The following is a 25,680-nucleotide window of genomic DNA, read 5'->3' on the forward strand; positions in this document are numbered from 1 at the left end:
TCCTCAATCATCAAATACTATTCTATATTAGATGACGTGGTCTTTTTTTACAAGCGGAATGCATTCCATTTATTCAAGGAGGCGTTATAACCCGATTATTACGCTTGTTGTGTAAGAGTACCGTCTTTCATATGATACACTTTGTCACAATACGATGTGAGTCGTTCATCATGTGTCACAATAATACATATTTTTTGACGTGATTTACTTTGTTCTTTTAATATTTCCATCACTGCTAATGCATTATCTGTATCTAATGAGGCTGTCGGTTCATCCGCTAAAATAATGGAAGGATTAGTATAGAGTGCTTTCGCAATTGCGACGCGTTGCTTCTGACCGCCAGAGATTTCACTTGGTAATTGGTTCTGCACTGCATCCAATCCTAATTGCTGCATTAATTTTTCAAAGTCCGCTTCACTCAGCACATCTTTTTTATGTTTTGCGAGCAATTCAAATTGTTGCTTCACTGTTAAAAATGGCACTAAGTTAGACGCTTGTAAGATGAAACCAATTTTCTCCATACGTAAACGGGATAATACTTTTTGATTCATGGTCGTAATATCTTCATCATCAATCAATATCGCACCTGATGACGGCGTTTGTAGTGCGCCCGCCATCGTTAAAAATGTACTTTTCCCCGAACCTGATGGACCCACAATCGCAATAATGTCTCCTGCTTCAAACTGCAAGGAGGTTTCATGTACCGCTTCAATCATATGGTCTCCGTCTTTGAATTGTTTTGTTACTGCATCAAAAGTTAACAAACCTATCACCTACCCTATTGCCTTTAACGGATCAATTTTTCGAATGGTTAAAATCGAGAATAAACTACCTAATAACGAGACGATAATGAGTACGACACCAAAGATAATTAAAATTATCGGTTCAAATTTAATCGGTACCGCATTCGGTAAAAAGGTACCTGTCATCAGTGTGAGTGCTAAACCAATTAATGTCCCTATCAGTGCTAAAATGAACGTTTGAGCGACAACGACTTTTGCGAGAAAGCCATTTGTGAAGCCTTGCGCTTTTAATACACCGAATAACTCACGTTTTTGTAACGTAATTACATATAAAAAGACGCCAATGACCGTCGCTGAAATAACAAATAAAAATGTAATCATAAAGTTTAACGTTAAATTTTGAGCTTGATAACCAGGCAGTCCCTCTACAAAGTCATCGATCGCAATGACTTCTAAATCCGAATCGAGTGTGGCATTGCGCCATTGATCATCTTTGACAACAACCGCATTGGTTTGATCGTCGGTTAACATTGGATTGACTTTCGCCATTGTTTCATCACTACCGAATAATACAGGAGACGCGTTATATTTTGCCGACTCAGAAAAGCCTACAATCTTCAACTTTTCATCAGATTGAGACATTGTTAATGTATCGCCCACTTTAAAGCCCTTATCCTTTAACGTTTGATCGGCTACAACGTCGTTATCTTCTTTAAACAGGTCACCCTCTATTAATTGAGGAACCAGAAAGGAGTCCGCTTGCGTCCCAAACAGTAATGCATTCTCTTCATTGGTACCATTCGACACAATTACCGGTGCTTGTTTTAAAGTCGCTTGTTGATCAAATTGATTGGCGACCAAATCCTTATCAAATAATGATTGAGTGACAGTTTGATTAGCATCTTTATTCAGCACAATCGCATCCGCATCCCATTGCTCGATGCCTTCTGTATTCATATTGATTAATCCCTTTGCTAAGCCGGATAATAAAAACAATAAATAGCTAATGAGGATTAACACACCAATAATTAAACTAAATTTTAATTTATTTCGTCTAATTTCATTCCATGCTAAAAACATAGCTGCATCCTTTCTCTATGATATGTCTTTAGCCTTTATATACCCTTTAGCATTTCAAATATGTATGAAGATATATATTCATAAAAGAAGTCGAAGTAACATTCAACGGTATTATCGTCGATGCTACTTCGGCCTCTTTCTCATCACTTATATAGCTCTAGACACTGAGCTATCGTAATCAGTTGTAGATCAACTTTCTTAAACTGATCGACTGCTGCTATTTGGAACAGCACATCATTCTTTTCGAATGCATGAAACGCAACAGATTGACCTTCAAACTCCCGAGGCGCTAACACGCTCCATCTACCAATGTCATGTGTTAATCCTTCTCCGGTCAATTTACTGTATGCTTCTTTGCGTGTCCAAATCGTATAAAAGTCTTCCAAAGAAGTGATCCACTTACGCTCATCTTTTGCGAATTGGTACTTTAACTCTAACCATTCAATCGGTGCTAACTTTTCAATATCAAGACCGATAGGCGACCTACTCAATGCACAAGCCACAACCTCTTCACTATAAGATAAACTGACATACACTGGCGTTTCCGAAACGATATAAGGTTTGCCGTATGTGCCTATGTTAAAATGCCAATCCTCTGTAGTCAGATGAAAATAAGTTGCCAATCCATAATGAATGAGCACCTCTCCTAGCCTATGTTTCAGGCGATCACTTTCCAGACGATAAGGCGGTAGCTGTCGCTTAAAAGGAAAGTCACTTTCAATGAGTCGCTGTAAGTGCGGTTTCACTGTCTCATCTATTTTACAATAAAGAATCAATCCTCAAACACGTCTTTCATTAATTGAGACCATTGTATAAGCCAGTCTGTAGATGGCGTTGACCAGTGAAGGTTGAATGTCTCCATTACGGCTAATGTGTAGGCTTGAGCTACTTCAGCTGGTTGTTCATATGTTTCGGTTTCAATCAGTCCATCCAAAGCATATAAATGATGCTCACGTACCGCACTTTCAAAGGTCGCATCATCCACTACGTTCAATGTATGACCTGTCGCACGTTCCACAACTTCTTTCATCGTATACTCATGTGGGTTGGTCACATGAAATACATTCACCGTCGAGGATTGAATGCGTGCACATTGAACGACAGTTTCCGCCGCTTCATCCACAAAAGAAAAGTTCACTGGTGCTTTGGCCAAACTCTGACTGATGACCTGTAGTTGTGTTAACCCATGCATAACGATTGAAAAACGATTCGTCTTCATTTGTTTCATCGCTACGTGGCCATGACGACTGCTTGTTAAATTACCGATACGCATGATTTTCGCATCCAAACCTGCACGCACCGCTTCTAACACTTTAAATTCAGCATACAATTTACTGCGTGTATAAGGCGATGTCAGTAACTGGCCTTTATAGCTATCCTTTTCAGAAAATGTTACATCTGACGCACCTTCCACAAAAGATGTCCCTACACTCATCGTCGAAATGTAAATCAACTTAGCATTTGCCTGTTGCGCAAAATGAATCAGATGTTCCGTACTTTCAACATTTGCTTTATAAAAGTCCGCCTCTTCCCCGAAGTGATCTGTGCGAGCACCGGCATGAATGACCGTGTCGATCGTTTGCGTCAGATGGTCCAGTGGTTGTTCGAACGCACCTTCCAATATCGTCACTTTTGACATTAAATGTTCCAGCGTCGGAGCTTCAAAATAACATTGTAAGTTATTTCGTAGACGTTGGCGTGCCTCATTTTCATCCTTATCACGGACGATACAGTATATCTCTTGCGCATAACGGCTCATAGCGTGTATTAAATAGGCACCTAAAAAGCCCGTTGCCCCGGTCAATAACACATTACCTAAATCAGTTTGTTGTATAGAAGGTAACGGTAATTGATTATGACGAATCGTCTCATTTAATCGCTCAATATTTCCCGGGACATTGAATTCCGGCACGTGATGATGCGCCATAATATGACGAATCGTTTTATGTTGGTACAGCATTTGCATTGTACAGCGTTCACCCATGTCTTTTAATAACGTCACGACTTTCATCGTTGCAAGAGACGTCCCACCTAGTTCAAAAAAGTCATCGTCAATTCCAATTGGAGACAGATTCAGTACTTGTTCAAATGCTTCTACAAAGTGCCGCTCTGTCTCATTGCGCGGTGCAGTCACTTGTCTTTCTGGCATAGATTGTGTAGGCAGTTGTGCTACATCTAACTTACCATTCGGTGTTAACGGGAGCGCTTCTAAACGGTACCATATGTTCGGTACCATGTAATGTGGTAATTGATGACCCAATGTTTCCCGTAATACATCCGCCATTTCTGTATCAGCTACGTAATAGGCCATTAATTGTTCCGAGTCACCTGTGCGATCCACTTTAATTGCACTATCAACCACACCTGACACACGGTTCATCGTGTTCGTAATTTCGTCTAATTCAATACGGTAACCATTCACTTTTTGCTGTTGATCAATACGGCCTAAATAGGCAATATCTCCATTTTCAAGATAGCGCACCAAATCGCCGGTACGATACATCTTTCCTGGCCCAAATGGATTCGCTACAAATGCGCTTTGGTTTAAGTCGGGGCGTTTTAAATAGCCTTTCGAGACTGTATCTCCTGCAATACACAATTCTCCAGGCACACCTACGCCACACAATTGACCATTTGCCATTACATACGCTTCAACGTTTGGTAAAGGCCGTCCGATAGGCACAGTAGTCATATGTTCCTGTTCTACATAAGGCCAAGCTGTCGCAATGACCGTTGTTTCAGTCGGTCCATACGCATTAAAGTATTGTTCAACATGTGGCAGTACGCGTTCTAACAATGCAGGGGTGCTGACTGAACCTCCAGTGACTAAACATCTTAAATGATAGTTTTCCATCAACATACAAACTTGGACCGGAATCGACGCAATCGTCACATTTTGTTGCGCCATTAACGATTCTAAAGCACCTACATCCAGTCGCTCTGCATCAGTAGCAATGACCAATGGCACCTGTTTGAATAACGCACAATACATCGACCAAACCGATGCATCAAATACGATATTTTCATAATGCAAAATCACATCCTCTGGTTGAAGCTGCAGCACCTCAGACCAACTTTCAACCAAACGCATCACATTGCGATGTGTGACTTGAACCCCTTTAGGTTGCCCTGTTGTCCCCGACGTATAGATGACGTACAGCACATCATGCGCATCAATATGAGGATAGATCGCTTCTATTTCCTCTTGAGTACTATCTGATAGGATTTCTTTAACATTAAGTTGTACATACGTCCTTTCAATCTCTATTCCTGTGGTCAACACAGCTTTGACTTCTGCATCTTTTAATATAAAGTCGATTCTTTGCGACGGATAAGACGGGTCAATCGGCACATAAGGACAGCCGAGCAACGCTGCGCCTAACATAGCTTCTATCATGTCGTGACCTCTGTGCATCATAATGGCCACGCGATCCCCTTTACGCAGCCCTTGTTTCATTAAATCACGCGCAATCATAGAGGCATGATTGTACACTGTTTGGAAAGTATAACGTTTATTATCACAGACTAACGCAGTCGCATCCGGTGCCTTATCAACACTTCGACGTAACATGTCTGGAATTGTAACGTCACGCGGGTAATCTACATAATCTTGTGACACATGCGTCTTAACCCATTCCAACATAGTATTTGACGCAGTTGGTATCTCTGCAATAGCCATATCTTCTACAGACATTACCGCTTCCATGATACCTTCCAACTGACGACACATCCGTTCCACAGTACTTGATTTAAATAGGTCTGTGCGGTATTCCACGTTAAAAATAAAATGATTGGCATCCTCTTCAATAATAAAGGACAAATCAAACTTAGCCGTCGTACTCATCGGTGAAATATGCGTCAATTGACTATGACCAAAATGCGCATGATTGACTTCGTTATTTTGACGCACTAACATTACATCAAATAAAGGATGGCGCGATGCATCTCGCTCTGTCACCAAATCTTCTACTAATTCCGCAAATGGATAATCTTGATGTTCATATGCCGATAAACTCATCGTTTTCATTTCATTTAAAAACGTTAACCATGACTTATTCGCTTGAGGTTGGCCACGAAAAACAAGACTATTCGCAAACATCCCTAACATTTTTTCAGTATCTGGATGCGTCCGTGCACTCATGACACTCCCCATCACGATATCTTCTTGACGACTATATTTACTCAATAACACCATCACACTACTCATAAAAAACATAAAATCCGTTACATCATGACGTTGGATATATGCTTTAATGTGTGACGTCATCGTCTCGCTCAACGGAAAGTGAACCATACCCCCTTCAGCACTTTTAACACGAGGTCTTGGAAAATCTGTTGGTAAGTCCAAAATAGGTAAGTCATCGCTTAATAACGCTTTCCAATAAGCCTGATCTTGCGTCATATCTTTCGTATTCATCCATTCGCTATAATCTTTGTATTGATGCGTCGCAAGTGGCAATGTCTTATGTTGATACAACATATTTAGTTCATGAATGAGCAACGTCTGACTCATCCCATCATTGATACTATGGTGTGTATCTATAAACAAATAAGGGCCTGCTTGCGTACGCACATATCGAACCCGCATTAATCGGTCATTTTCTAAATCAAATGGGACAGTTAGTTGTTGAATTAAATCCTGTTCAGATGTCATCTTCACTGAGATTTCTTTAAAATCTGGCTCTACGTCATCTTGAATCACTTGATACAAACGGTCCTCTACCATATGAAATTGTGTGCGTAAGATTTCATGGCGTTCAATCAATTGACGACACGCTTGATATAACCGCTCTACATCTAGTGGCGCACTTAATTTCCATATAAACGGCACATTATACACCCTCTCATTAGGATTCAATTGCCACACTAAATACATCCCTCTTTGCACGACACTGACAGGATAATGATGATTAGGTTGTGGTGTTGCTTTAGGAATCGGCGCAATTCCCTCTTCACTTTGATGGGCTACAATATCTGCCAGTTGTTGGACTGTCGGAGATTTCATGATATCTCTCACTTTAAGTGTTTTATGTAGCACTTGTTCAATACGATTCACCACACGTGTGGCCTTTAATGAGTGTCCGCCTAATTCGAAAAAGTTATCAGTAATACCAACTTGTTCCACATGTAAAATATCTTCAAAGATTTGGCAAAGCTGACGTTCTACCTCTGTCGTTGGGGCTACATAATGTTGATGGTCTGCCATATCAATAGTCGGTAGCGCGCGACGATCAATCTTACCGTTCACTGTCGTTGGCATTTGATGAATATGTTTAAAATGCACCGGAATCATATAACTTGGCAACTGTTCTCCTAATGTCTCTTTTAATGCACGACTGGACAGTGCTTGAGGCCCTTCATAATAGGCATTTAATACTTTATCACCGTCTCTTTCTTGCACGACTACAATCGCTTTATTAATACCATTGATGTGGGTCATGACGCGTTCAATTTCTGATAGTTCGATGCGGAAACCACGAATTTTAACTTGGTCATCGATACGACCTAAATAATCAATTTGGCCATCTGCTTGCAGTCTCACTAAATCCCCACTGCGATACAGACGTCCTGCCCCAAATGGATTATCGATAAAGCGTTCTGCTGTCATTTCTGGGTGATTTAAATAGCCTTTCGCAAGTCCATCGCCACCAATACATAATTCACCTGGTACACCAATACCACAACGTCTCATGCCTTGCATAACATAAACGGAAGTCTGAGGAATCGGTTCACCAATTGGAATACGCTGTGGCAATTGCTCAGGAATCGCATACGTCGTCGTAAAAGTCGTACTTTCCGTTGGGCCATAGCCATTAATAATTTGTGGGTGATGCGGACGTTGATTCAGAATATCGACCCATTTTGGTGTTAAAGCTTCTCCCCCAATTAATAAGTAAGACAATGATTCGAGTGCTTCCACCTGTTCACTGACAATTTGATTGAATAATGAAGCGGTTAACCACATGGTATTAATATGATAGCGCTCAATAGTGTGTTTTAATTTCATCGGCTGAAGTAAATCCTCTTTAGACGTGATAACCAACTCGCCACCATTCAATAATGCGCCGTAAATCTCAAATGTGACGGCATCGAACGCAATAGACCCCGATAAAGCAATCACCGTACGTTCATTTAATGGTACATAATCAGCATGTTTTACAAGTCGATCGATACTTTTATGCATGATCCGTGTGCCTTTAGGTTTACCTGTCGTACCTGATGTATAAATCATGTAGACATCATCTTCTATTGTATTAATATCTGACAATGGCATCGCATCGCCGTGCATTAAATCACGAATCGGCATCGTTGGTATGGAAGTATCGACTTCTACCTCATGAACGAGCATGAGTGATGGCTGACAATCTTCTATAATATAGTGAATCCGTGACTCTGGGTAATTGGTATCGATCGGCACATAAGCCGCACCTGCTTTAATAATGCCCAATATCCCAATCACCATTTCTAAACTACGCTCCGCCATAATCGCAACATATTCATTCGGCTGGACGCCTTTTTGTCTTAATTGGCGTGCAATTTGATTGGTACATTCATCCAATGCTTGGTACGTCAGTGTTTGATCGCCAAACCGTAGTGCTGTGCGATCCGCATGTTGCTGCACTTGTGTTTCAAACAATGCTGTGACTGTATGCAATGGCACATCTTGCACTTTATTAAGTCGTGCATATACTTCCGCTTCGTGGTCTGACGTTTGTAAAGTCATCTCATCAATCTGACGCTCTGGTTGATTGACGCCTTGGAGACATAACGTTTGCATTAATGACATATATGTATTGATCGTCAATGCATCAAACTGTTGAGTATCATACAGTACTTTAATCGCATAACCTTCGTCCTGCGACTGGCAGTAAATATCAATATCTGCCAGTGTTGTAGTTGGTTTAAGTAAAGTGACTTCACATGGTTGATTTGCTAACGTACCGACAAACTGGGTCTCTTCAGTGTGAATCACTGTTTCAAACGGGAATCCTTCACTTTGAGCAACCAAATCCGACAAGTTGATATGCGCTAGATGATGCATATTGGCTACTTGTGTGGATAATTGGTGGCGCAACGTTTCGAATGAAGCTGTGGCCTCTACGTCTATTTGAAGTGGTAAAATACCCAATCTTGGCATTACTAAAGAAGGCGGCACTTCTCCTAATATTGGTGTGGTTACACCTACGAGTACCTCTGATGAACGCCCGATGATATGATTCGCCAAAATAATACTGCTGTAGATGTCATCGAGTGTCAGATTTTCCTCTTCAAGCACAACCTCTTTCCACTCGAGTTGCGTTGAGGGTGTATAGTACCGCACTGGCATATAGTGATGAGGTGTTTGTAAATCACTGTAATCATGTCGCCACTGATTGAGTGCATCGCGGTGATCAGCTGATTGACGATAGTGATAATGATGGCGTAAAACTGCCGTTAATGACTCAGTCAAAGCCATCGATCGAAGCGGATTGTCATAAAGTTGATTCAATTGGTCTAATATAGTAGGCATGGATAGGCCATCACATACTAATGGACTAAACGCCAACAATAAATAAGCTGTATCTATATAATGGATAATTTTAAATTGGCAAAGTGTATACGTAGTTAAGCGAGATAATGTAAAGTAAGAATGAAACGCTTCGTCTAAATCGGTTGAAGCGGAGTCTATATTTGTGTCGATTACTTCAATAAACGGCACGAATTGATGCACGTTGTAATAGACATTAGATTGAACCTCCTCAAACGAACAACGTAAAGCAGGCTGTTGTTGAACAAGTTGTGTTAAAGCAAGCATCAAACGTTCATCATTGACCGTTGAAGGTAACGGCATAGCATAACAATGTAGCGATAATTGATCTTGTTGCGCGAGTTGATAGTAGTACTGTTGTATAACAGATGGATGATTGAACATAGTCATAAAAACCTTCTTCCTAAAAAATTTAAACTACCAAAATGTTCATCTCAAAATCTACCCACTATCATACGCCCTAACTATATCAACTTCAATTTATATCAATAATATTTATATAAATTTAAAATTACTGAAAAATTAGAACGAATATCATTTTATTCCGATAAAAAAAGTCAAGGTTACAACGTTTTGTTGTACCTTGACCCAAACAATACTACTATTTACCTATTCCTTAACTGAGACTGATACACATCAGTTTGAATGTTTCCTTTTATAAGAAAGATTTACGTGGGCGATTTTACTCGTGTGAAAAGGTTCGCCTGCTCACTATTACTGTTTCTATTGTTCTCCAAATTAGAATAATCCGGCTCCAGAAAGCTGTCCCCTCAACAAAAAGCCCAGGGCGCATCGTTACAAAGGTTCGCCTGCTCGCTAACGCTCGCATGCATAAGAAACGCTAATTCACTAAGTTCAAAGTGTTTCTAATTCTGCTTCCTGGGCGATTTTGCTCGGGGCCAAACCGCTTTCTTCCGCACTTTGTTTTAATCCGGCTCCGTGCTGCAAAACTCTCGACAAAATGAGTCGCCTCACTAAAACCAAAAACCGGTTTGAGTTCGACGCTCGATTTTGCTCGAGTTCTGACCGCAGCACTTCACACTTTTATTTAATCCGGTTTCCAATTGCAGGATTCTCGATAATACTACGTGACGCGCTAAAATCAAAGAGCGATTTTCGCTTGTCCCTAGGTATTACTTCGAATCCTGAACGCAATTGCCCACACTTTTATGCTAAATATGATTGTAACATCCAGTTGTGTTTGTCGATGTCTGTTTTCATGCCGATGAACATGTCTTCTGTAACATCGTCTTCTGCTTTGCCTGCGACTTCGATTGCGTTTTCAAGTTGTTCTGACACTTTTACGAAGTCTTTTGATAATGCATCAACCATTTCTTTTGCTGAATAGCTACCTTCAGCTTCTTCAATGATTGAGATCTCTAAAGATTCTTTTAATGTTGCAACTGGATTACCGCCAATTGCTAAAATACGTTCAGCTAAGTCATCTACATATTGGCTTGCTTCAGTATATAATTCTTCAAATTTTTCATGTAATGAGAAGAAGTTAGGTCCTTTTACATACCAATGGAAATTATGCAATTTAGTAAATAATACTGTCCAGTTTGATACTTGTTCGTTTAAAACTTTTACTACTTCTGTTTGATTAGTCATATTACATACCTCCAACTATTTATAGTCATTATTATATTAGAATAATTCTAATTTGTAAAGACTATCTTTCAACTTACTATATATTTATCCACTTTCCCGGTTTTCTAATCCTATTTACTTATTTTTAACAAATTTGTCAAACTTTTCTCTATTATCATTTACAAACTAATAAATGATAATGATGTTGCTCGTCATATCCCATTATGTTTAATGATTATCCGCCGAGGTATATAAAATATACATTCTTACCTTTTCTATAAGCAAAGCCCTTTGCACAAAACAGATGATGTGATATATTTTTTATATCATGTTACTATAATTTCAAATAATTATTCGGAGGTATGAATCTATGACTAATTTAAAATTTGATCCAGTACACAGTACATTAGAATTTTCAGTAAAACATTTAATGGTTTCTAAAGTTAAAGGAACATTCAAGGATTATGATGTTGAAGTAACAGGTGACTTAGATGATCTATCTTCTTTACAATCAGTTACTACTATTAATGTAGATTCTATCGACACTGGTAACGCTGATCGTGACGCTCATTTAAAATCAGCTGACTTCTTTAATGTTGAAGAAAATAAACAAATTGTATTCAAAACAACTAAAGCAGATGAAAACAGCATTACAGGTGAATTAACACTTGCTGGTCAAACACACGAAGAAACGTTTGACTTTGAATACTTAGGTATTAGCGATAACCCATTAAGCGGTGGTAAAGTAGCAGGTTTCACTGTAAAAGGCCAAATCGACCGTGAAAAATATGGTATGAGTTTCAACCAAAAATTAGAAACTGGTGGCGTATTATTAAGCCGCAACGTTAATTTCGAATTTAACGGCGAATTCGCTATTGAAGAATAGAGATTAGTATCAAACTGAGTTCTAAAAAGCTTTAATTACAATCTAAAATTAATATCCCATTTGCAACGGCTAGTGAGACAATCTCGCTAGTCGTTTTTAAATTCTCTTTTTATTATCATTATGATAAAGTGAAGCTAAGAAGGTTGAAAATTCTCTCAATTATTATGGTAATATTCAATTAATCTATAAAGGAGTGCTCTATTATGTTAAAAATAGCAGAGTGGCAAAATGAAAAAGATACGTTACATCGTTTAGCTCAAATTCTCGGTAAACATAAATTAGAAAGTGCATTTCAAGAACCTCAGTGGGCACACGTTACATTAACAGTAACACCACGTGGCTTTACGACAGGTATGTTGTATTATAAACAAAACACTTACAGCCTCAGTGTAGACCTTGTGCGTCACCTTATTATCATTGAAACAGCGCAACATATCGAAGAAATTCCGTTAAAAGATGGTACGAGTGTGCAAGATTATTATCATGCCATTCAAGATACGCTTAATCAATTTGGTATTCCGGTCACTATCAATACCACACCTCAAGAGGTGGAAGACCAGACGCCATTTGATCAAGATACTAAGCACCACCATTATCAACCTACTATCAGTCAAAAAGCACTTGAGTTAATGACTTTTGCGACACGTGCACTCGAGCATTTTGTAGCGCCATTTCGTGCGCGTAAAGTGAAACCCGGTCTATTCTGGGGAACGTTTGATATTTCAGCGATTATTAACTACAACACACTTCATGAAATGTTTAAACCGTCTCAAACGATTGAATATGCAGCGTTTGATGAGCATTTTATTGAGTTTGGCTTCTGGTTTGGAGATGCACAATTTGAGGGTCCAACATTTTTCGTCTTACCGTACCCGTTTGTGGATAGTGATTTCACCTTTAATCAACCGCTTGTCGAGGACGCTTATTTCGACACGCAATTAACCGAACTGATTTATGAGTTAAAAGACATGACACCTCAAGCAGTGGACACACTTAATACATTTTTCAATCAAGGCTTCCATATCTTTAAAGATCATTTATCTTGGCAAAACTGTCATTATTACGAAATTCCACTTAAAATGAAAGACAATCAAATTCAACAAAAACCGTATTAATCAGAAAACCACCCCTAATATGGGTGGTTTTTTGAGGTAGTTAGCAAAAAACTTTTGATATTTTTCTAATGATTCATTGTTACATGTAACATGTTACTACTGATTTAACCCTCAAAAAATCCCCTTAGTTTGAGCGTAAATAGCTCAAGCTAAGGGGCTCTATACTTTATTGTTCAAATACGTCATGATATGCTTCGTTTTCTTCTAATACCCCTTTAGCAAATGGGCATGTCGCATGAATTTTAATACCTTCTTTACGCGCGTAATCTACAGCCGCTTCAACAAGTTGTTTACCTACACCTTGACCTCGTAGTGATTCCCCTACTTCTGTATGGTCAATAATAATGATGCTATTCCCAGTTGGCACATACGTCATTAATGCATCAACGTTATCTTCATTTTCACCAACATAAAACTTATTGTCACCATGTTTAATCTCTGCCATATCTACTCTCTCCTTTGTTAATTTGATATCGTACTTACTTCTCTTTTCCACATCGATATAAAAAATAAACTAAAAACTTTACATGACCTATCGCTCACGTTATAATTATCTCGAATTCGAAATAAATTGAAAGGGTAGGTGATTCGTTTGGATCGAACAGAAACCGCACTTAAAACATTTATCGGTTTAAAACGCATTAATGATCAATTAGATAAACTTGTCAGCCAAGATGTAAAATCATATGGATTAAATGTTACCGAATTTGCTGTTCTTGAACTACTCTACAACAAAGGTGAACACACAATTCAACGCATTCAAGAACGCATTTTAATTGCTAGTAGCAGTACATCTTATGTCATTAAAAACTTAGAAGATAAAGGGTTTATACAACGTCGCCAGTCTAAAGATGACAAACGCGTCAGTTATGCATCATTAACTGAAAAAGGCCAATCTTTAATGGAAGATATTTTCCCACAACATGCTGACACAATCGCATCTGCCTTTTCGTCATTATCCGATGAAGCGCTACAAACGCTTCAACAAACATTAAAAACATTGCACACACGTTCATAAAAAATTCATTTAAAGGAGTGTTATTGATGACTCAATATCCATTAAAAGGTATCCACCATGTTACAGCGATGACAGACGATGCTGAACGAAACTATCACTTTTTCACAGATATCTTAGGCATGCGCCTTGTTAAAAAAACAGTAAACCAAGATGACATTTACACATATCACACATTTTTTGCAGATGATGTCGGTCATGCCGGTACAGATATGACATTTTTCGATTTTCCTAATGCGCCTAAAGGACGCGCTGGCACAAACTCTATTAGCCGCCCTTCCTTCCGCGTTCCTAACGATGCTGCGCTTGAGTATTATAAAGACCGTTTTGACTCATTCGATGTGAAACATGACGACATCGACGAACTATTTGGTAAAAAAGTATTACGTTTTGAAGAAGAAGATGGCCAAAAATATCAATTAATTTCTGATGAAAATAATACAGGTGTCGCACCTGGTACACCTTGGCAAAATGGACCAGTGCCAACAGACAAAGCGATTTATGGTTTAGGCCCTATCGAAATCACAGTCAGCTATTATGAAGAATTCAAACAAACATTAATGGAACTTTATAACATGCAAATTGCTGAAGAAGCAGATGATGTCACTATACTCGAAGTAGGAGATGGCGGTAATGGTGGCCAAGTGATTTTACGTAAAGATACAGGTGTTGAAAGCCGTCAAGGTTATGGCGAAGTTCACCATGTTTCTTTCCGTGTAGATGACCTTGAAGCGCTTGAATCATGGTTTGAAAAATATAATAATGTCGGTTTAAGAAGTTCAGGCATTGTTGAGCGTTTTTATTTCAAAGCATTATACGCACGTATCGGTCACATTTTAATTGAATTATCCACTGATGGCCCTGGTTTTATGGAAGATGAACCATACGAAACACTTGGTGAGTCTTTATCATTACCACCATTTTTAGAAGAACGCCGTGACTATATCGAATCAGAAATACGACCATTTAATACACAACGCAACACTTCAGAGGAGGAATCATAAATGGAACACATCTTTCAACAAGGTGACCCATCACAACCTACTTTTGTTTTGTTACATGGTACAGGTGGCACAGAGCGCGATTTATTACCTGTCGCGGAATACCTCGACCCAACTTATAATGTGCTAGGGGTCCGTGGAAATGTCTCAGAAAATGGAATGAATCGTTTCTTCAAACGTCACGGTGAAGGCCAATATGACGTAGAAGATTTGAAATATCGCACACAAGAACTGCATGAGTTTTTACAAGATGCTTCAAAACAATATCAATTCGACCTTGAAAATGTGATTTTAGTTGGATTTTCTAACGGGGCTAATATCGCAATTAGCTTATTGTTAGATGACAACATGCCTTACCAAAAAGGACTATTATTCGCACCGCTTTACCCATTATCAGTATCAGATGACCTTGATTTATCTGGTAAAGAAATCTTTTTATCGATGGGTGAAAATGATCCAATCGTTACACTCGATCAAAGTGAACATGTCGTTGATTTATTTAAAAACCATGGCGCAGCACTGACAACACATTGGGTGAACAGTCATGAAATTAATGCAGACGCATTAAACGCTGCTAAAAAAGTACTTTAAACACGCTAAAGGGACAAACATCAAATCGATTTTTGTCCCTTTTTTGCTGTGCTATAATGTACGCATATTAAGGAGGTCCATCCATGCTTATAGTAATGATTATTTTATTGATTATCGTAATCATCATCCAACTCTTTTTAAATAACAAACTTAATAAAACACGCCGTGAAATGAGCGGTTTACCTATTTCAAGCACATTTCCTGTCCCATCATCCGTTAAATTAAATGCATCCAAAAATTACATGATGATCGTCAGCACAAACTGCACCGTATGTCAGCGTATTTTTAAAGAATTAAACAATCGCGCAGCCATACCCAATCTATATCTTGTCTTTAAAAATTCAAAAAAAGATGTCGATGCTTTCATTCAACAACATCCACATCTTAAAAACGCGCACATCATCACATCCGTAAACCCAGAATCACTATTCATCAAAACCACACCATTAACCTATGAAGTTGACCAAAAAGGCCGCATCCAAGACAAAAAATCCATCGTCAGCTTAAAAGAATTAAGTATATAACAAAGTAAAAGTGCGGAGTGCTGCGGTCAGAGTTCGATGTGATTACGTGCACTATGAGCGAGTGCACGTTATGCATGCGAGCAAATAGCGAGCAGACGAACGTTTCTATAAAATAGTTTCTACATATAAAAAGTGGTAAGACACTCTATCCTCATATAGACTGTCTTACCACTTTTTTATAACTTATTGGGTGTTATTGTTATTTCTAGCTTGTGATTCACGTATACCTAATGACACGATAAAGCCAATCACAATTAAGACTGTTGTAAAGACAAAGGCACCGTTAACACCTTTGATTGTTGCTTCTCTTAATACCATTTCTGAAGCACCATTAGCAGCAATAAACTGACGAGATATCATAGAAAGTATCGTAATACTTAACGCTGTACCCATTGCACCAGCAACGATACGTAATGAGTTCATAATCGCGTTACCGTGTGATACATTTTTTGGAGCTAATGCGTTTAAGCCTGCTGTATTCATCGGCATCATCACAAGTGCTACAGAGAACATACGCACTGCATAAATTAACACGACATACCAGAATGGTGTATCTTTTGTTAAGAAGACGTGTAAAATTGTCATAATTGTTAATAACGTAAATCCAGGAATGACAAGTACTTTCATACCATATTTGTCATAAATTTTACCAGTATAAATTGACATGAAGGCATTCACAACTGCCCCAGGTAAAATAACGAGACCTGATAAAAATGCTGATAAGCCTAAGCCTGTTTGAACATAAATTGGAATCAATAGTGCAGGACCAACGATACCAATATAGATCATCACTGAAGCTATAGCTGAAAGTGTGAATGTTTTATTTTTGAAGACGCGCATTTCTAGTAAAGGTTTGTCGATATGCAATTGACGTCTTGTGAATACTACGACAATCACAATACCTAAAATTAAACTAATGATAAATAATGGAGAAAGTGGTCCAGTTTGTCCTAAAATACTGAAAGCATAAAGCATTAAACCGAAACCTATTGTAGAATAAACAACTGAACGTTTATCAAGCGTTGTTGCTTTTGTAGTACCAACATTGTCCACAGCAAAAATACCTACAGCAAATGCGATGATTGAAATGACAACAATGATAATAAATGGTAAATGCCAACTTGAAAAATCAATAAGCATACCTGTTAAGGTTGGACCAATCGCAGGTGCGGATTGGGCAACAACCCCTGTCAGTCCCATCGCAAATCCTTTTTTATCTTGTGGGAAGACCATAAATACAATAAATTGCATAAGTGGTAATAAAATACCTGCGCCGACCGCTTGAATTAAACGGCCAATCAGTAATATTGAAAATGTCGGTGCAGCAGCTGCAATAATGGAACCTATTAAAAAGGAAACCATCGAAAAAATATATAATTGTCTCGTTGTATAACGATCAATCAAAAACGCTGTAAGTGGAATCATAATACCACTGACAAGCATAAAACCTGTAATAAGCCATTGTGCTATTGTTTCACTAACGCCTAAATCAGAAATAATAGCAGGTAATGCAGTATTTAAAATCGTTTGATTCAGCATTGCGACGAATGCACTTAGTAACATAATCGAAACGATGATATTTCGTTTTTTGGGTGTCATTACTTGTTCACTCAATTGAATCCTCCTAACCTTATTCTTTTTTCACGTTAAGACAGTTTACGCTTATCAATTTCAACATTCAACTGATTTACATCGTTTTTTCGTTAAATTTTTATATTATCGATTATAAACACGAAATGATAATTTTTTAATTGATTGGACGGAATTTTATTATGAATAAAAGCGTGTATATGGTAATTTTTTGTATCCATGAAAAAGACACGCACATCAAGGGTTAACCTTTTTATATTAACTTATTTATCCTTCATTTTTCGCCACAAAACCTTTTAACCTTTTTATTTTATTCGATATTTTATCTAACACTTTATTACGCTTTTAATGTATTATTTCCCTACTCTAAATAGGTGTATAAATTATACATACACTACATATTCTATGACCACTCTTAGTTTTATATTAAGTAAGATTTATCTACACACTGTGGAGCGTAATATAATTGTGTCCATCTTGTGACATTTACCAAATAGTATTGTGATTTAATTCACAAGTTAGTATAATAAGCATGTAAGGAAATATAATAAATATACTCATTATAGAGGTTAGATAAATATATTGGGAGGCCTATATTATGGTTAAATGGTTACAACAAAGCAAAATTGCGAACGTTATTCTCTTATTATTACGCTTATACTTGGGATTCGGATGGTTAAAATCTGGAATTGGTAAGTTTATGAGCGGCGGTTTCGATGCGGGAGGTTACTTACAAAATGCAATTGAAAATCCGGTAATGTCTGAGACTGGAGTACAGTATCCGATTTTCACTTGGTTTTTAGATACAATTGTTTTACCGATGACACCTTTAATTAATATTCTTGTTCCAGTACTAGAAGTAGTAGCAGGTATTACATTAATTCTTGGTTTATTTACAACAATTGGTGCATTTATTGGATTAGGATTAAACTTTATGTTCTTATTTGCAGGAACAGTTTCTGTAAACCCACTTTACATTTTAATCGCAATTTTCATTTTCATGGGTGGTTATAATAGCGGAAAAATTGGTATCGATTACTTTATGAAATCTCTTTTATCTGTTAAAATATTCCAATTCTTCAACTATTACCCTAAACTTTCAAAATTTGAAGATACCAAAATCGAAAAATTTTAAATAATATAAAAAATAACCTCGAGTGGTTGTAAGATAACAAACATCTAAAATTGTTACCTCACCTCCCTCGAGGTTTTAATTTTGAGTATATATCATTAAAAAGCTATGGAGCCTAACTCCATAGCTTTAATGAATTGCTTATTTTGATGCTAAATAACCTGTTGGGTCTACAGCATATTGGTTACCTACGCCACCAGACATACGTTGGAAGTGTAAGTGAGGGCCTGTTGAATTACCTGTGCTACCAGATAAACCAATTTGTTGACCTTCAGTAACTGTGTCACCTTTTCTTACATTTAATTGGCTTAAGTGCATGTACCATTGATAGTTGTTAGTACCTGCTTCTTGGATTGTAATTTGGTTACCGCCACCATAATTACTCCAACCACTATCTAATACTTTACCGTTTGTGAAAGAGTAAACTGGTGTACCTACTGGCATACCGTAGTCAACACCGTAGTGTGCGCCACCGCCATGATATTGACCGAATGGTTGCCATTGAGGGTATTTGTTTAACCAACCTGCTGAACCTGTTGATTGACCTTGTGCAGATTGAACTTCGCTTGATGCGTTGTTAGTTGTTGAAGCTTCTGTTGGTGCTGATACAGTTGGTGCTTGTGTTGCTGATGGTGCTTGAGTCGCTTGTGTTGATTGAGTTGCTGATGTTGACTCATTGTAGTAGTTTGAACCACCTTGATACGCATAACCTGTTTGATCTGTATTATTTGCTGACCAATTTGCGTCACTGTTTGTATTCATGTTGTAAGTTATTGTGTTGTCTGAAGCCTCTACATTGTTAACAGTAGCCGCTGAACCTACATAACCTTGGTATCCATTTTCTTGGATTGATTCATGAGATTGATTATGTGAATAATCGTTATCTGTTGAATAGTAGATGTAGTGTGTATAGCCTGCTTCATCAACATATGAAGTTGTATATTCTTGATTTTCGAACATTGCTGGCGTCCAGTTACCATCTAAAGTGTGGTGACGGTTGCCTAAATTATCTATAGTAACGTAATCGTGTGACATTTCTGAGTAAGTTGTGTTGTAAGATGTAATCATTTGCGGTTGTTCTGCAGCATCTGCTTCACCTTGAATAGCAATACCAGCAGTAACTAAACCAAAAGTAGCGATTGTAGCTGTTGTAAGCTTTTTCATAAAATAAGTCCTCCCAAAATGTATTGCAATATTAACTAAACAAATTCTAGCATATTTATCCGCTGAAAGTTCTTATGTAAATAACTTAACCCTTTTTTGTAATATCTCTGTAAACTTCGTAAACGTTTATCAATATCACAACTTAATTTGAAATGTTATCTAGTTTTTAATTTTCTGAATATAGATTATCGGCCATTTGGAGTATTTTAGTACGAATTCGAACTTTTTCGTTGATATAATTAGTATACTTGTTATAATAGGTACCGTTAAGAAATTAAACAAAAGCAAAGAAAGGAATTTTTAAGATGGCAAAATTACTTTATATTACAGCTCACCCTCTAGATGAATTAGTATCAGCTTCTATGGCTGCTGGTAAATCATTTTTAGATTCATACAAAGAAACAAACCCTGAAGATGAAGTCGTTCACATCGACTTATTTAAAGAATATATCCCTCAAATCGATGCTGAAGTATTCTCTGGCTGGGGCAAATTAGGTAACGGTGAAGAATTAACAGAAGAAGAAAGCAAAAAAGTAAACCGTTTAAATGAACTTGTAGAACAATTCGTTGATGCAGATAAATACGTATTCGTTACGCCAATGTGGAACTTAGCTTTCCCTCCAGTATTAAAAGCATTCATCGACGCAGTATCTGTTGCGGGTAAAACATTCAAATATACTGCAGAAGGTCCAGTTGGCTTATTAGGTGATAAAAAAGCCCTTCATATCCAAGCACGTGGCGGATATTACAGCGAAGGCCCTACTGCTGAATTAGAACATGGCGATGCATTCTTAAAATCAATCTTAGGTTTCTATGGCATCACAGATTACAATTCAGTTATCGTTGAAGGTCACAACGCTAACCCTGAAAAAGCAGAAGAAATTAAACAAAATGCAGTTGAAGAAGCTGCTAAAGTCGGCCAAGAATTCTAAAATAAATCAATTAAAGCGAAATGGGTTCAACTCAAATGTGCCCATTTCGCTTTTTTTATTGCTCATTTATGAATGATAAGAAAGGATTGAACCTTTTTTCTTCCTTATTATTGTTCCACAGTAACTTGTTTATCCAATGCTATTTGGATATGTGCCAAATGATGTTTTTCATGCCATGACAATTTAGCTATCGTCTCTCCTACTGTGACCACATCTGTACCTTGTAATTTGAAAGATTTGGTTAAATCTTTTTCAGTCAATCCTCGACCTAAAGCGACAATACGTGCATTGAGTGCTGCTAATAAATGAATAGATTCCTCAATTGGCGCTTCATTATCAGGTAAGTCGACCCACAATTCCTGATTGAATTCCGGAACAGTCACACCATCATCCGTTAATGCTAATTTCAATCGTTGATACATATTAATTTGTGAATCTGCAATGTGATGAACAAGTTGTCGCACTGTCCATGCTCCTTCGCGATAAGTTTGTTGCAATTCATGTTCATTCAAATGAGATACGCCTTGTTTTAACTGATCAGCATAATTGTTAATCTCTTCTAACCATTGTGATATTTCAGTAGTAGTAATATTGTCTGGTACTTGTAATTGACCTATTGGAAATCTTACATCCATTTGTGACGCCTCCTTTGTCTTTTATATCAATTATTCACGTTTTGCTAATCGCTCAAACCCTATGCACTTTTCGCTTTATCTATTCATTAAAAAAGAGCAGGACCTTGAAATCCATTGATTTCTGTCCTGCTCTAAATCTAAAACGAATTATTCTTTTCTACGTTTTCTTCTACCAAATAATAGTAATGAACCTAAACCAGCAAATAACGCACCAAATAGTGTTGTATTTTTGCTAGTACTATCGCTACCTGTTTCAGGTAAAGCGTCTTCTTTGTCACCTGATTCATCTGTTGATGGTGTTTGACCTTCAACACCTGGTTGATTTGGTTCACCTGAAGTTGTTACTGGTGTATTTGGATCACCTGGTGTACCTGGTTCTTCTGGTGTTGTTGATGGTGTATTCGGCTCATCCGGTGTACCTGGTTCTTCTGGCGTTGTCGGTGGTGTATTTGGTTCATCCGGTGTGCCTGGTTCTTCTGGTGTTGTCGGTGGTGTGTTTGGCTCATCCGGTGTACCTGGTTCTTCTGGTGTTGTTGGTGGTGTATTCGGCTCATCCGGTGTACCTGGCTCTTCTGGTGTTGTTGGTGGTGTATTTGGATCATCCGGTGTACCTGGCTCTTCTGGTGTTGTCGGTGGTGTATTCGGCTCATCCGGTGTACCTGGTTCTTCTGGTGTTGTCGGTGGTGTGTTCGGTTCATCCGGTGTACCTGGCTCTTCTGGTGTTGTCGGTGGTGTATTTGGCTCATCCGGCGTACCTGGTTCTTCTGGCGTTGTTGGTTCTTCTTTGAAGAAGCCTTTATCGATTGTCATGTTATCAGCATCTTGAATAGTAACATTAACCACTTTTTCGTTTGAGTCTTTACCTTCGTCAGTACCTTGACCTGTTGGTGTTTCTTGATAACCTTCTGGTGTGTCGAATTCTACTGTGTAGTCTCCGTTTTCTAAGCCTGTGAATTCATAATAACCTTTGTCATCTGTTGTTGTTGTACCGATGACTTCACCGTTATTATTTTTCAATGTCACAGTAACACCTGACATTGGTTTTTCATTATCATCTGTACCTTGGATACCATCTTGGTCAACGTCTTCCCATACATAGTCACCTAATTTGTATGTTGGTTTATAGAAGCCTTTATCGATTGTTACGTCGTCTTTACCATTAATTGTAACGTTAACCACTTTTTCGTTTGAGTCTTTACCTTTGTCAGTACCTTGACCTGTTGGTGTTTCTTCATAGCCTTCTGGTGTTTCGAACTCTACTGTGTAGTCTCCATTCGTTAAACCTGTGAATTCATAATAGCCTTTATCATCTGTTGTTGTTTTATTAACAGGTACGCCATTCGCATCTTTTAATGTTACTGTTACACCTGGAATTGGTTTTTCGTTATCATCTGTACCTTGGATACCGTCTTGGTCAACGTCTTCCCATACGTAGTCGCCTAATTTGTATGTTGGTTTGTGGAAGCCTTTATCGATTGTCATGTTATCAGCATCTTGAATAGTAACATTAACAACTTTTTCGTTTGAGTCTTTACCTTCGTCAGTACCTTGGCCTGTTGGCGTTTCTTCGTAGCCCTCTGGTGTTTCGAATTCTACTGTATAGTCTCCATTCGCTAAACCAGTAAATTCATAGTGGCCTTCTTCATTTGTAGTTGTCGTGCCAATTACTTCGCCATTATTATTTTTTAATGTCACAGTGACACCTGAGAGTGGCTGTTCTTTTTCATCTGTACCTTGAATACCATCTTGATCGACATCTTCCCATACATAGTCACCTAATTTATATGTAGGCGCTGCTTCTGGTGTAGGTTTATAGAAACCTTTGTCAATTGTCATATCGTCAGCATCTTGAATGCTTACAGTGACTTGTTTTGCGTTAGAGTCTACACTGCCATCAGTACCTCGACCTACTGGTGTTTCTTCGTAGCCTTCTGGTGTTTCAAATTCAACAATATAATCTCCGTTGTCTAAGTCTTCAAATACATAGCGACCTTCTTCATCTGTTTGAGTTGAACTGATAAATTCACCATTTGCATTTTTTAATGTCACGTTTACACCTGAGAGTGGTTGTTCACGCTCATCTGATCCTTGAATACCATCTTGATCGACATCTTCCCATACATAGTCACCTAATTTGTATTTAGGACGATTGTCACCATCTGCTGAACCTGAACCTTGTTCTAAGAAGTTTTCATTGTCCCAGTAATATGAAGTGTAGTCACCGTTTTCTCTATAGTTCTCTTCAAACACTCGTGTTTGAACATTTTTACCACTATTATCATAATGACCATCAACTAATACAACATATGATTTATTAATGTTACCAAAATCAATTGTCATTGAGTTATTACCATTATCATTGATCCAGTTTGTGAAATCATTCGTAACATCAACATAATTTGAATCATTTGGATCAACATAATAGCTATCTGTTAATTTCGAATTATCTTGTACTTCATAAATTCTAAGGTTTGTATTATCAGAATCTACTAATGTACTACTTGTTGTAGGGTCTCCATGATGACCTAATAATGTTACTGTAGAGTCATATAATTCATTACCTTTAGGGTTAACATAAATCGTTTGTTTATATTCATTTTTACCAGAATCTAAATCAATATCTGTGATGAATGAAGTAACATTTGCACCATCAAAACCATCATCACCTTGTGCAGGATTTCCGTAATCGATGTTAAGATCTGCGTTAAATTTTTCACCTGCTAAATCAAATTCTACTGGATATGTGCCACTATTAGGTGTATTTTTACGATCTGTAAATAATGATAAATCAAAACGACCACTGACATTGTCTTTATCGTTTACATAATCTGTGAACACATAAGTACCTGTTTTATTTTCTGTATTGTAATCACCTGTCGCTACAACTTGTCCAGAACCATTAAGTAAATCAGGTAATACCATTGTGTTATTCACATTAGAATAATCAACATCGCCATCACCCGTTAAATTTTCAGGTAACATAAATGTGAAATAATCGCCTTCACGGACTGTACCTTGTACTTGGAATTCTGAAGATAAACGTGTATTACCACTGTTATTAGGGTTAAAACCGTCGTTATTTAACGCAAAATTCTTAAATTCCACTTTATCATTTACTAATGCTCCAGTTGGTTCATTTGCGTCGCGAACTTGTGAATCTGGCGCTGATGTATCATCCGCTGCTGTTGCATCTTGTGGTGCTGCAGCAAATAAGGATGTATTATTTTGTGAGTTTACATCAGTTGTATCTGCTTCATCAGTTGTTGCATTGGCATCAGTTGCCGTTGTGTCTTTTTCACCTGTTGGTGCGTTCGCATCATCTGTATTCATTTCAAGTGGTGCAGGCATTGATGCTTTTGTTTCCTCAGTACCGTCAGTTTCCGTCTTTTGTTGTAAAGTTGTCTCATTATTTTGTGGCTTTACATCATTCGTTGCTTCAGCTGATCCATTCTTGTCTGTTTGTGGTTGTGTTGTTGCAGTTTGTGTTTCTTTTTGTGTAGTACCGTCATTTTCTGTGTTTTGTTTTAAAATTTCATCTGTTTTTGGTTGGTTTGGATCCTCTAAAATGGTAGTCTCTTCCGAATTTTCTTGAGGAGAAGATGCTTCCGGTATTTCTTGACCAGATGATTGCTCATCTTTTTGAGGTGTAGATGCCGGTTGTGTTTCGGCAGAAGATGGATCTTCTTGTTTCATTTCTACATCTTGACTACTTGTTTCTGAAGCTGTTTCTGGAGTTAATGTCTCTTGTTTTTCATTAGATACGTCTTTCTCTTGGTCTACAGTTCCTTCAGGTTGTGGTTGTACATTATCTGTACTTTCTTCTGTTTGATTTGTATTCACCGCTTGTGCTTCAGCTGGTGCATCAATTGTTTCATTTTGTGGTGATTGAGTATTAGTTGACGGATCTTCTGGTGTAGTTGCTTCACCACTGCTTAATTCACTCGTTTTTGTCGTTTCTTCCGCTTTTGCTTCGTGAGCAGCTCCAAATAGTAACGTTGCCCCTACTAAAATAGATGCTGTTCCCACACTAAAGCGTCTAATAGAATATTTGTTTAATTTGTTTGGTATAAAATCTAACTTTCCTTTCATAAAAACCCTACGCTTTTAATATAAAAAATTAAATGGAATATGATTATATAACATTCCTGTAAATA

The 25,680-nt window shown here is 37.9% G+C and carries 18 protein-coding genes; 8 read left to right on the forward strand and 10 right to left on the reverse strand.

What is annotated here, in order from left to right; translation table 11 throughout:
• Nucleotides 1-98: 98 nt before the first annotated feature.
• From ACEE93_RS09400 to ACEE93_RS09420, 5 genes are all read right to left on the reverse strand, one after another.
• Nucleotides 99-764: an ABC transporter ATP-binding protein gene (locus ACEE93_RS09400; protein ID WP_449156309.1), complete on the reverse strand. Its 666-nt coding sequence runs from the start codon at nt 762-764 to the stop codon at nt 99-101.
• Nucleotides 765-773: 9 nt separating this feature from the next.
• On the reverse strand, nt 774-1,823 hold the full coding sequence (locus ACEE93_RS09405) for an ABC transporter permease (RefSeq protein ID WP_449156308.1): 1,050 nt from the start codon (nt 1,821-1,823) through the stop codon (nt 774-776).
• Between the two features lie 143 nt (nt 1,824-1,966).
• Nucleotides 1,967-2,446, reverse strand: coding sequence for a 4'-phosphopantetheinyl transferase family protein (locus ACEE93_RS09410; RefSeq protein ID WP_449156525.1), 480 nt, complete (start codon nt 2,444-2,446; stop codon nt 1,967-1,969).
• A gap of 149 nt (nt 2,447-2,595) precedes the next feature.
• On the reverse strand, nt 2,596-9,741 hold the full coding sequence (gene ausA / locus ACEE93_RS09415; RefSeq protein WP_449156306.1) for an aureusimine non-ribosomal peptide synthetase AusA: 7,146 nt from the start codon (nt 9,739-9,741) through the stop codon (nt 2,596-2,598).
• 777 nt (nt 9,742-10,518) lie between these two features.
• Nucleotides 10,519-10,962, reverse strand: coding sequence for a Dps family protein (locus tag ACEE93_RS09420; RefSeq protein ID WP_449156305.1), 444 nt, complete (start codon nt 10,960-10,962; stop codon nt 10,519-10,521).
• A 349-nt stretch (nt 10,963-11,311) separates the two neighbouring features.
• Between ACEE93_RS09420 and ACEE93_RS09425 the strand changes: the two genes are divergently transcribed.
• A complete protein-coding gene (locus ACEE93_RS09425; RefSeq protein WP_449156304.1) occupies nt 11,312-11,827 on the forward strand; it encodes a YceI family protein in 516 nt (171 codons plus the stop codon).
• A 203-nt stretch (nt 11,828-12,030) separates the two neighbouring features.
• Nucleotides 12,031-12,942, forward strand: coding sequence for a DUF5996 family protein (locus tag ACEE93_RS09430; RefSeq protein ID WP_449156303.1), 912 nt, complete (start codon nt 12,031-12,033; stop codon nt 12,940-12,942).
• Between the two features lie 166 nt (nt 12,943-13,108).
• On the opposite strand, the gene ACEE93_RS09435 is transcribed toward ACEE93_RS09430, so the two are convergent.
• Nucleotides 13,109-13,387: a GNAT family N-acetyltransferase gene (locus ACEE93_RS09435; protein WP_449156302.1), complete on the reverse strand. Its 279-nt coding sequence runs from the start codon at nt 13,385-13,387 to the stop codon at nt 13,109-13,111.
• 147 nt (nt 13,388-13,534) lie between these two features.
• Between ACEE93_RS09435 and ACEE93_RS09440 the strand changes: the two genes are divergently transcribed.
• From ACEE93_RS09440 to ACEE93_RS09455, 4 genes are all read left to right on the forward strand, one after another.
• Nucleotides 13,535-13,960, forward strand: a complete 426-nt coding sequence (locus ACEE93_RS09440) for a MarR family winged helix-turn-helix transcriptional regulator (RefSeq protein WP_449156301.1) — start codon at nt 13,535-13,537, stop codon at nt 13,958-13,960.
• A gap of 26 nt (nt 13,961-13,986) precedes the next feature.
• A complete protein-coding gene (gene mhqE / locus ACEE93_RS09445; RefSeq protein ID WP_449156300.1) occupies nt 13,987-14,961 on the forward strand; it encodes a ring-cleaving dioxygenase MhqE in 975 nt (324 codons plus the stop codon).
• Nucleotides 14,962-15,549 carry a methylhydroquinone degradation carboxylesterase MhqD gene (mhqD, locus tag ACEE93_RS09450; RefSeq protein WP_449156299.1) on the forward strand — a complete coding sequence of 196 codons (588 nt, stop codon included), beginning with the start codon at nt 14,962-14,964 and terminating at the stop codon, nt 15,547-15,549.
• An 83-nt stretch (nt 15,550-15,632) separates the two neighbouring features.
• Nucleotides 15,633-16,073 (forward strand): hypothetical protein, encoded by a 441-nt coding sequence (locus ACEE93_RS09455; protein ID WP_449156298.1) that lies wholly within the window; start codon nt 15,633-15,635, stop codon nt 16,071-16,073.
• A gap of 183 nt (nt 16,074-16,256) precedes the next feature.
• Here ACEE93_RS09455 and ACEE93_RS09460 read toward each other — a convergent pair whose 3' ends face one another.
• On the reverse strand, nt 16,257-17,687 hold the full coding sequence (locus ACEE93_RS09460; RefSeq protein ID WP_449154360.1) for an MDR family MFS transporter: 1,431 nt from the start codon (nt 17,685-17,687) through the stop codon (nt 16,257-16,259).
• Nucleotides 17,688-18,261: 574 nt separating this feature from the next.
• On the opposite strand from ACEE93_RS09460, the gene ACEE93_RS09465 reads away from it, so the two are divergent.
• Nucleotides 18,262-18,798, forward strand: coding sequence for a DoxX family protein (locus ACEE93_RS09465; protein ID WP_449154361.1), 537 nt, complete (start codon nt 18,262-18,264; stop codon nt 18,796-18,798).
• A gap of 138 nt (nt 18,799-18,936) precedes the next feature.
• Here the strand turns inward: ACEE93_RS09465 and ACEE93_RS09470 are convergent, their stop codons facing one another.
• Nucleotides 18,937-19,959: a M23 family metallopeptidase gene (locus tag ACEE93_RS09470; protein ID WP_449154362.1), complete on the reverse strand. Its 1,023-nt coding sequence runs from the start codon at nt 19,957-19,959 to the stop codon at nt 18,937-18,939.
• Nucleotides 19,960-20,264: 305 nt separating this feature from the next.
• Here ACEE93_RS09470 and ACEE93_RS09475 point away from each other — a divergent pair, with 305 nt between their 5' ends.
• Nucleotides 20,265-20,891, forward strand: a complete 627-nt coding sequence (locus ACEE93_RS09475) for an FMN-dependent NADH-azoreductase (RefSeq protein ID WP_449154363.1) — start codon at nt 20,265-20,267, stop codon at nt 20,889-20,891.
• A gap of 107 nt (nt 20,892-20,998) precedes the next feature.
• Here the strand turns inward: ACEE93_RS09475 and ACEE93_RS09480 are convergent, their stop codons facing one another.
• Both ACEE93_RS09480 and ACEE93_RS09485 read right to left on the reverse strand, forming a co-directional pair.
• A complete protein-coding gene (locus ACEE93_RS09480; protein ID WP_449154364.1) occupies nt 20,999-21,526 on the reverse strand; it encodes a YfiT family bacillithiol transferase in 528 nt (175 codons plus the stop codon).
• A gap of 147 nt (nt 21,527-21,673) precedes the next feature.
• On the reverse strand, nt 21,674-25,615 hold the full coding sequence (locus ACEE93_RS09485) for an SdrD B-like domain-containing protein (RefSeq protein WP_449156526.1): 3,942 nt from the start codon (nt 25,613-25,615) through the stop codon (nt 21,674-21,676).
• Nucleotides 25,616-25,680: the final 65 nt, after the last annotated feature.

The sequence above is a fragment of the Staphylococcus sp. 11262D007BW genome (genome assembly GCF_053547815.1).

What these genes read in the sequence shown, in the direction of transcription:
- ACEE93_RS09425 (WP_449156304.1), top strand. Translation starts at nt 11,312, where the DNA reads ATGACTAATTTAAAATTTGATCCAGTACACAGTACATTAGAATTTTCA.
- ACEE93_RS09475 (WP_449154363.1), top strand. Translation starts at nt 20,265, where the DNA reads ATGGCAAAATTACTTTATATTACAGCTCACCCTCTAGATGAATTAGTA.
- ausA (WP_449156306.1), bottom strand. Translation starts at nt 9,741, where the DNA reads ATGACTATGTTCAATCATCCATCTGTTATACAACAGTACTACTATCAA.
- ACEE93_RS09480 (WP_449154364.1), bottom strand. Translation starts at nt 21,526, where the DNA reads ATGGATGTAAGATTTCCAATAGGTCAATTACAAGTACCAGACAATATT.
- mhqE (WP_449156300.1), top strand. Translation starts at nt 13,987, where the DNA reads ATGACTCAATATCCATTAAAAGGTATCCACCATGTTACAGCGATGACA.
- ACEE93_RS09485 (WP_449156526.1), bottom strand. Translation starts at nt 25,615, where the DNA reads ATGAAAGGAAAGTTAGATTTTATACCAAACAAATTAAACAAATATTCT.
- ACEE93_RS09405 (WP_449156308.1), bottom strand. Translation starts at nt 1,823, where the DNA reads ATGTTTTTAGCATGGAATGAAATTAGACGAAATAAATTAAAATTTAGT.
- ACEE93_RS09465 (WP_449154361.1), top strand. Translation starts at nt 18,262, where the DNA reads ATGGTTAAATGGTTACAACAAAGCAAAATTGCGAACGTTATTCTCTTA.
- ACEE93_RS09435 (WP_449156302.1), bottom strand. Translation starts at nt 13,387, where the DNA reads ATGGCAGAGATTAAACATGGTGACAATAAGTTTTATGTTGGTGAAAAT.
- ACEE93_RS09455 (WP_449156298.1), top strand. Translation starts at nt 15,633, where the DNA reads ATGCTTATAGTAATGATTATTTTATTGATTATCGTAATCATCATCCAA.
- ACEE93_RS09420 (WP_449156305.1), bottom strand. Translation starts at nt 10,962, where the DNA reads ATGACTAATCAAACAGAAGTAGTAAAAGTTTTAAACGAACAAGTATCA.
- mhqD (WP_449156299.1), top strand. Translation starts at nt 14,962, where the DNA reads ATGGAACACATCTTTCAACAAGGTGACCCATCACAACCTACTTTTGTT.
- ACEE93_RS09470 (WP_449154362.1), bottom strand. Translation starts at nt 19,959, where the DNA reads ATGAAAAAGCTTACAACAGCTACAATCGCTACTTTTGGTTTAGTTACT.
- ACEE93_RS09430 (WP_449156303.1), top strand. Translation starts at nt 12,031, where the DNA reads ATGTTAAAAATAGCAGAGTGGCAAAATGAAAAAGATACGTTACATCGT.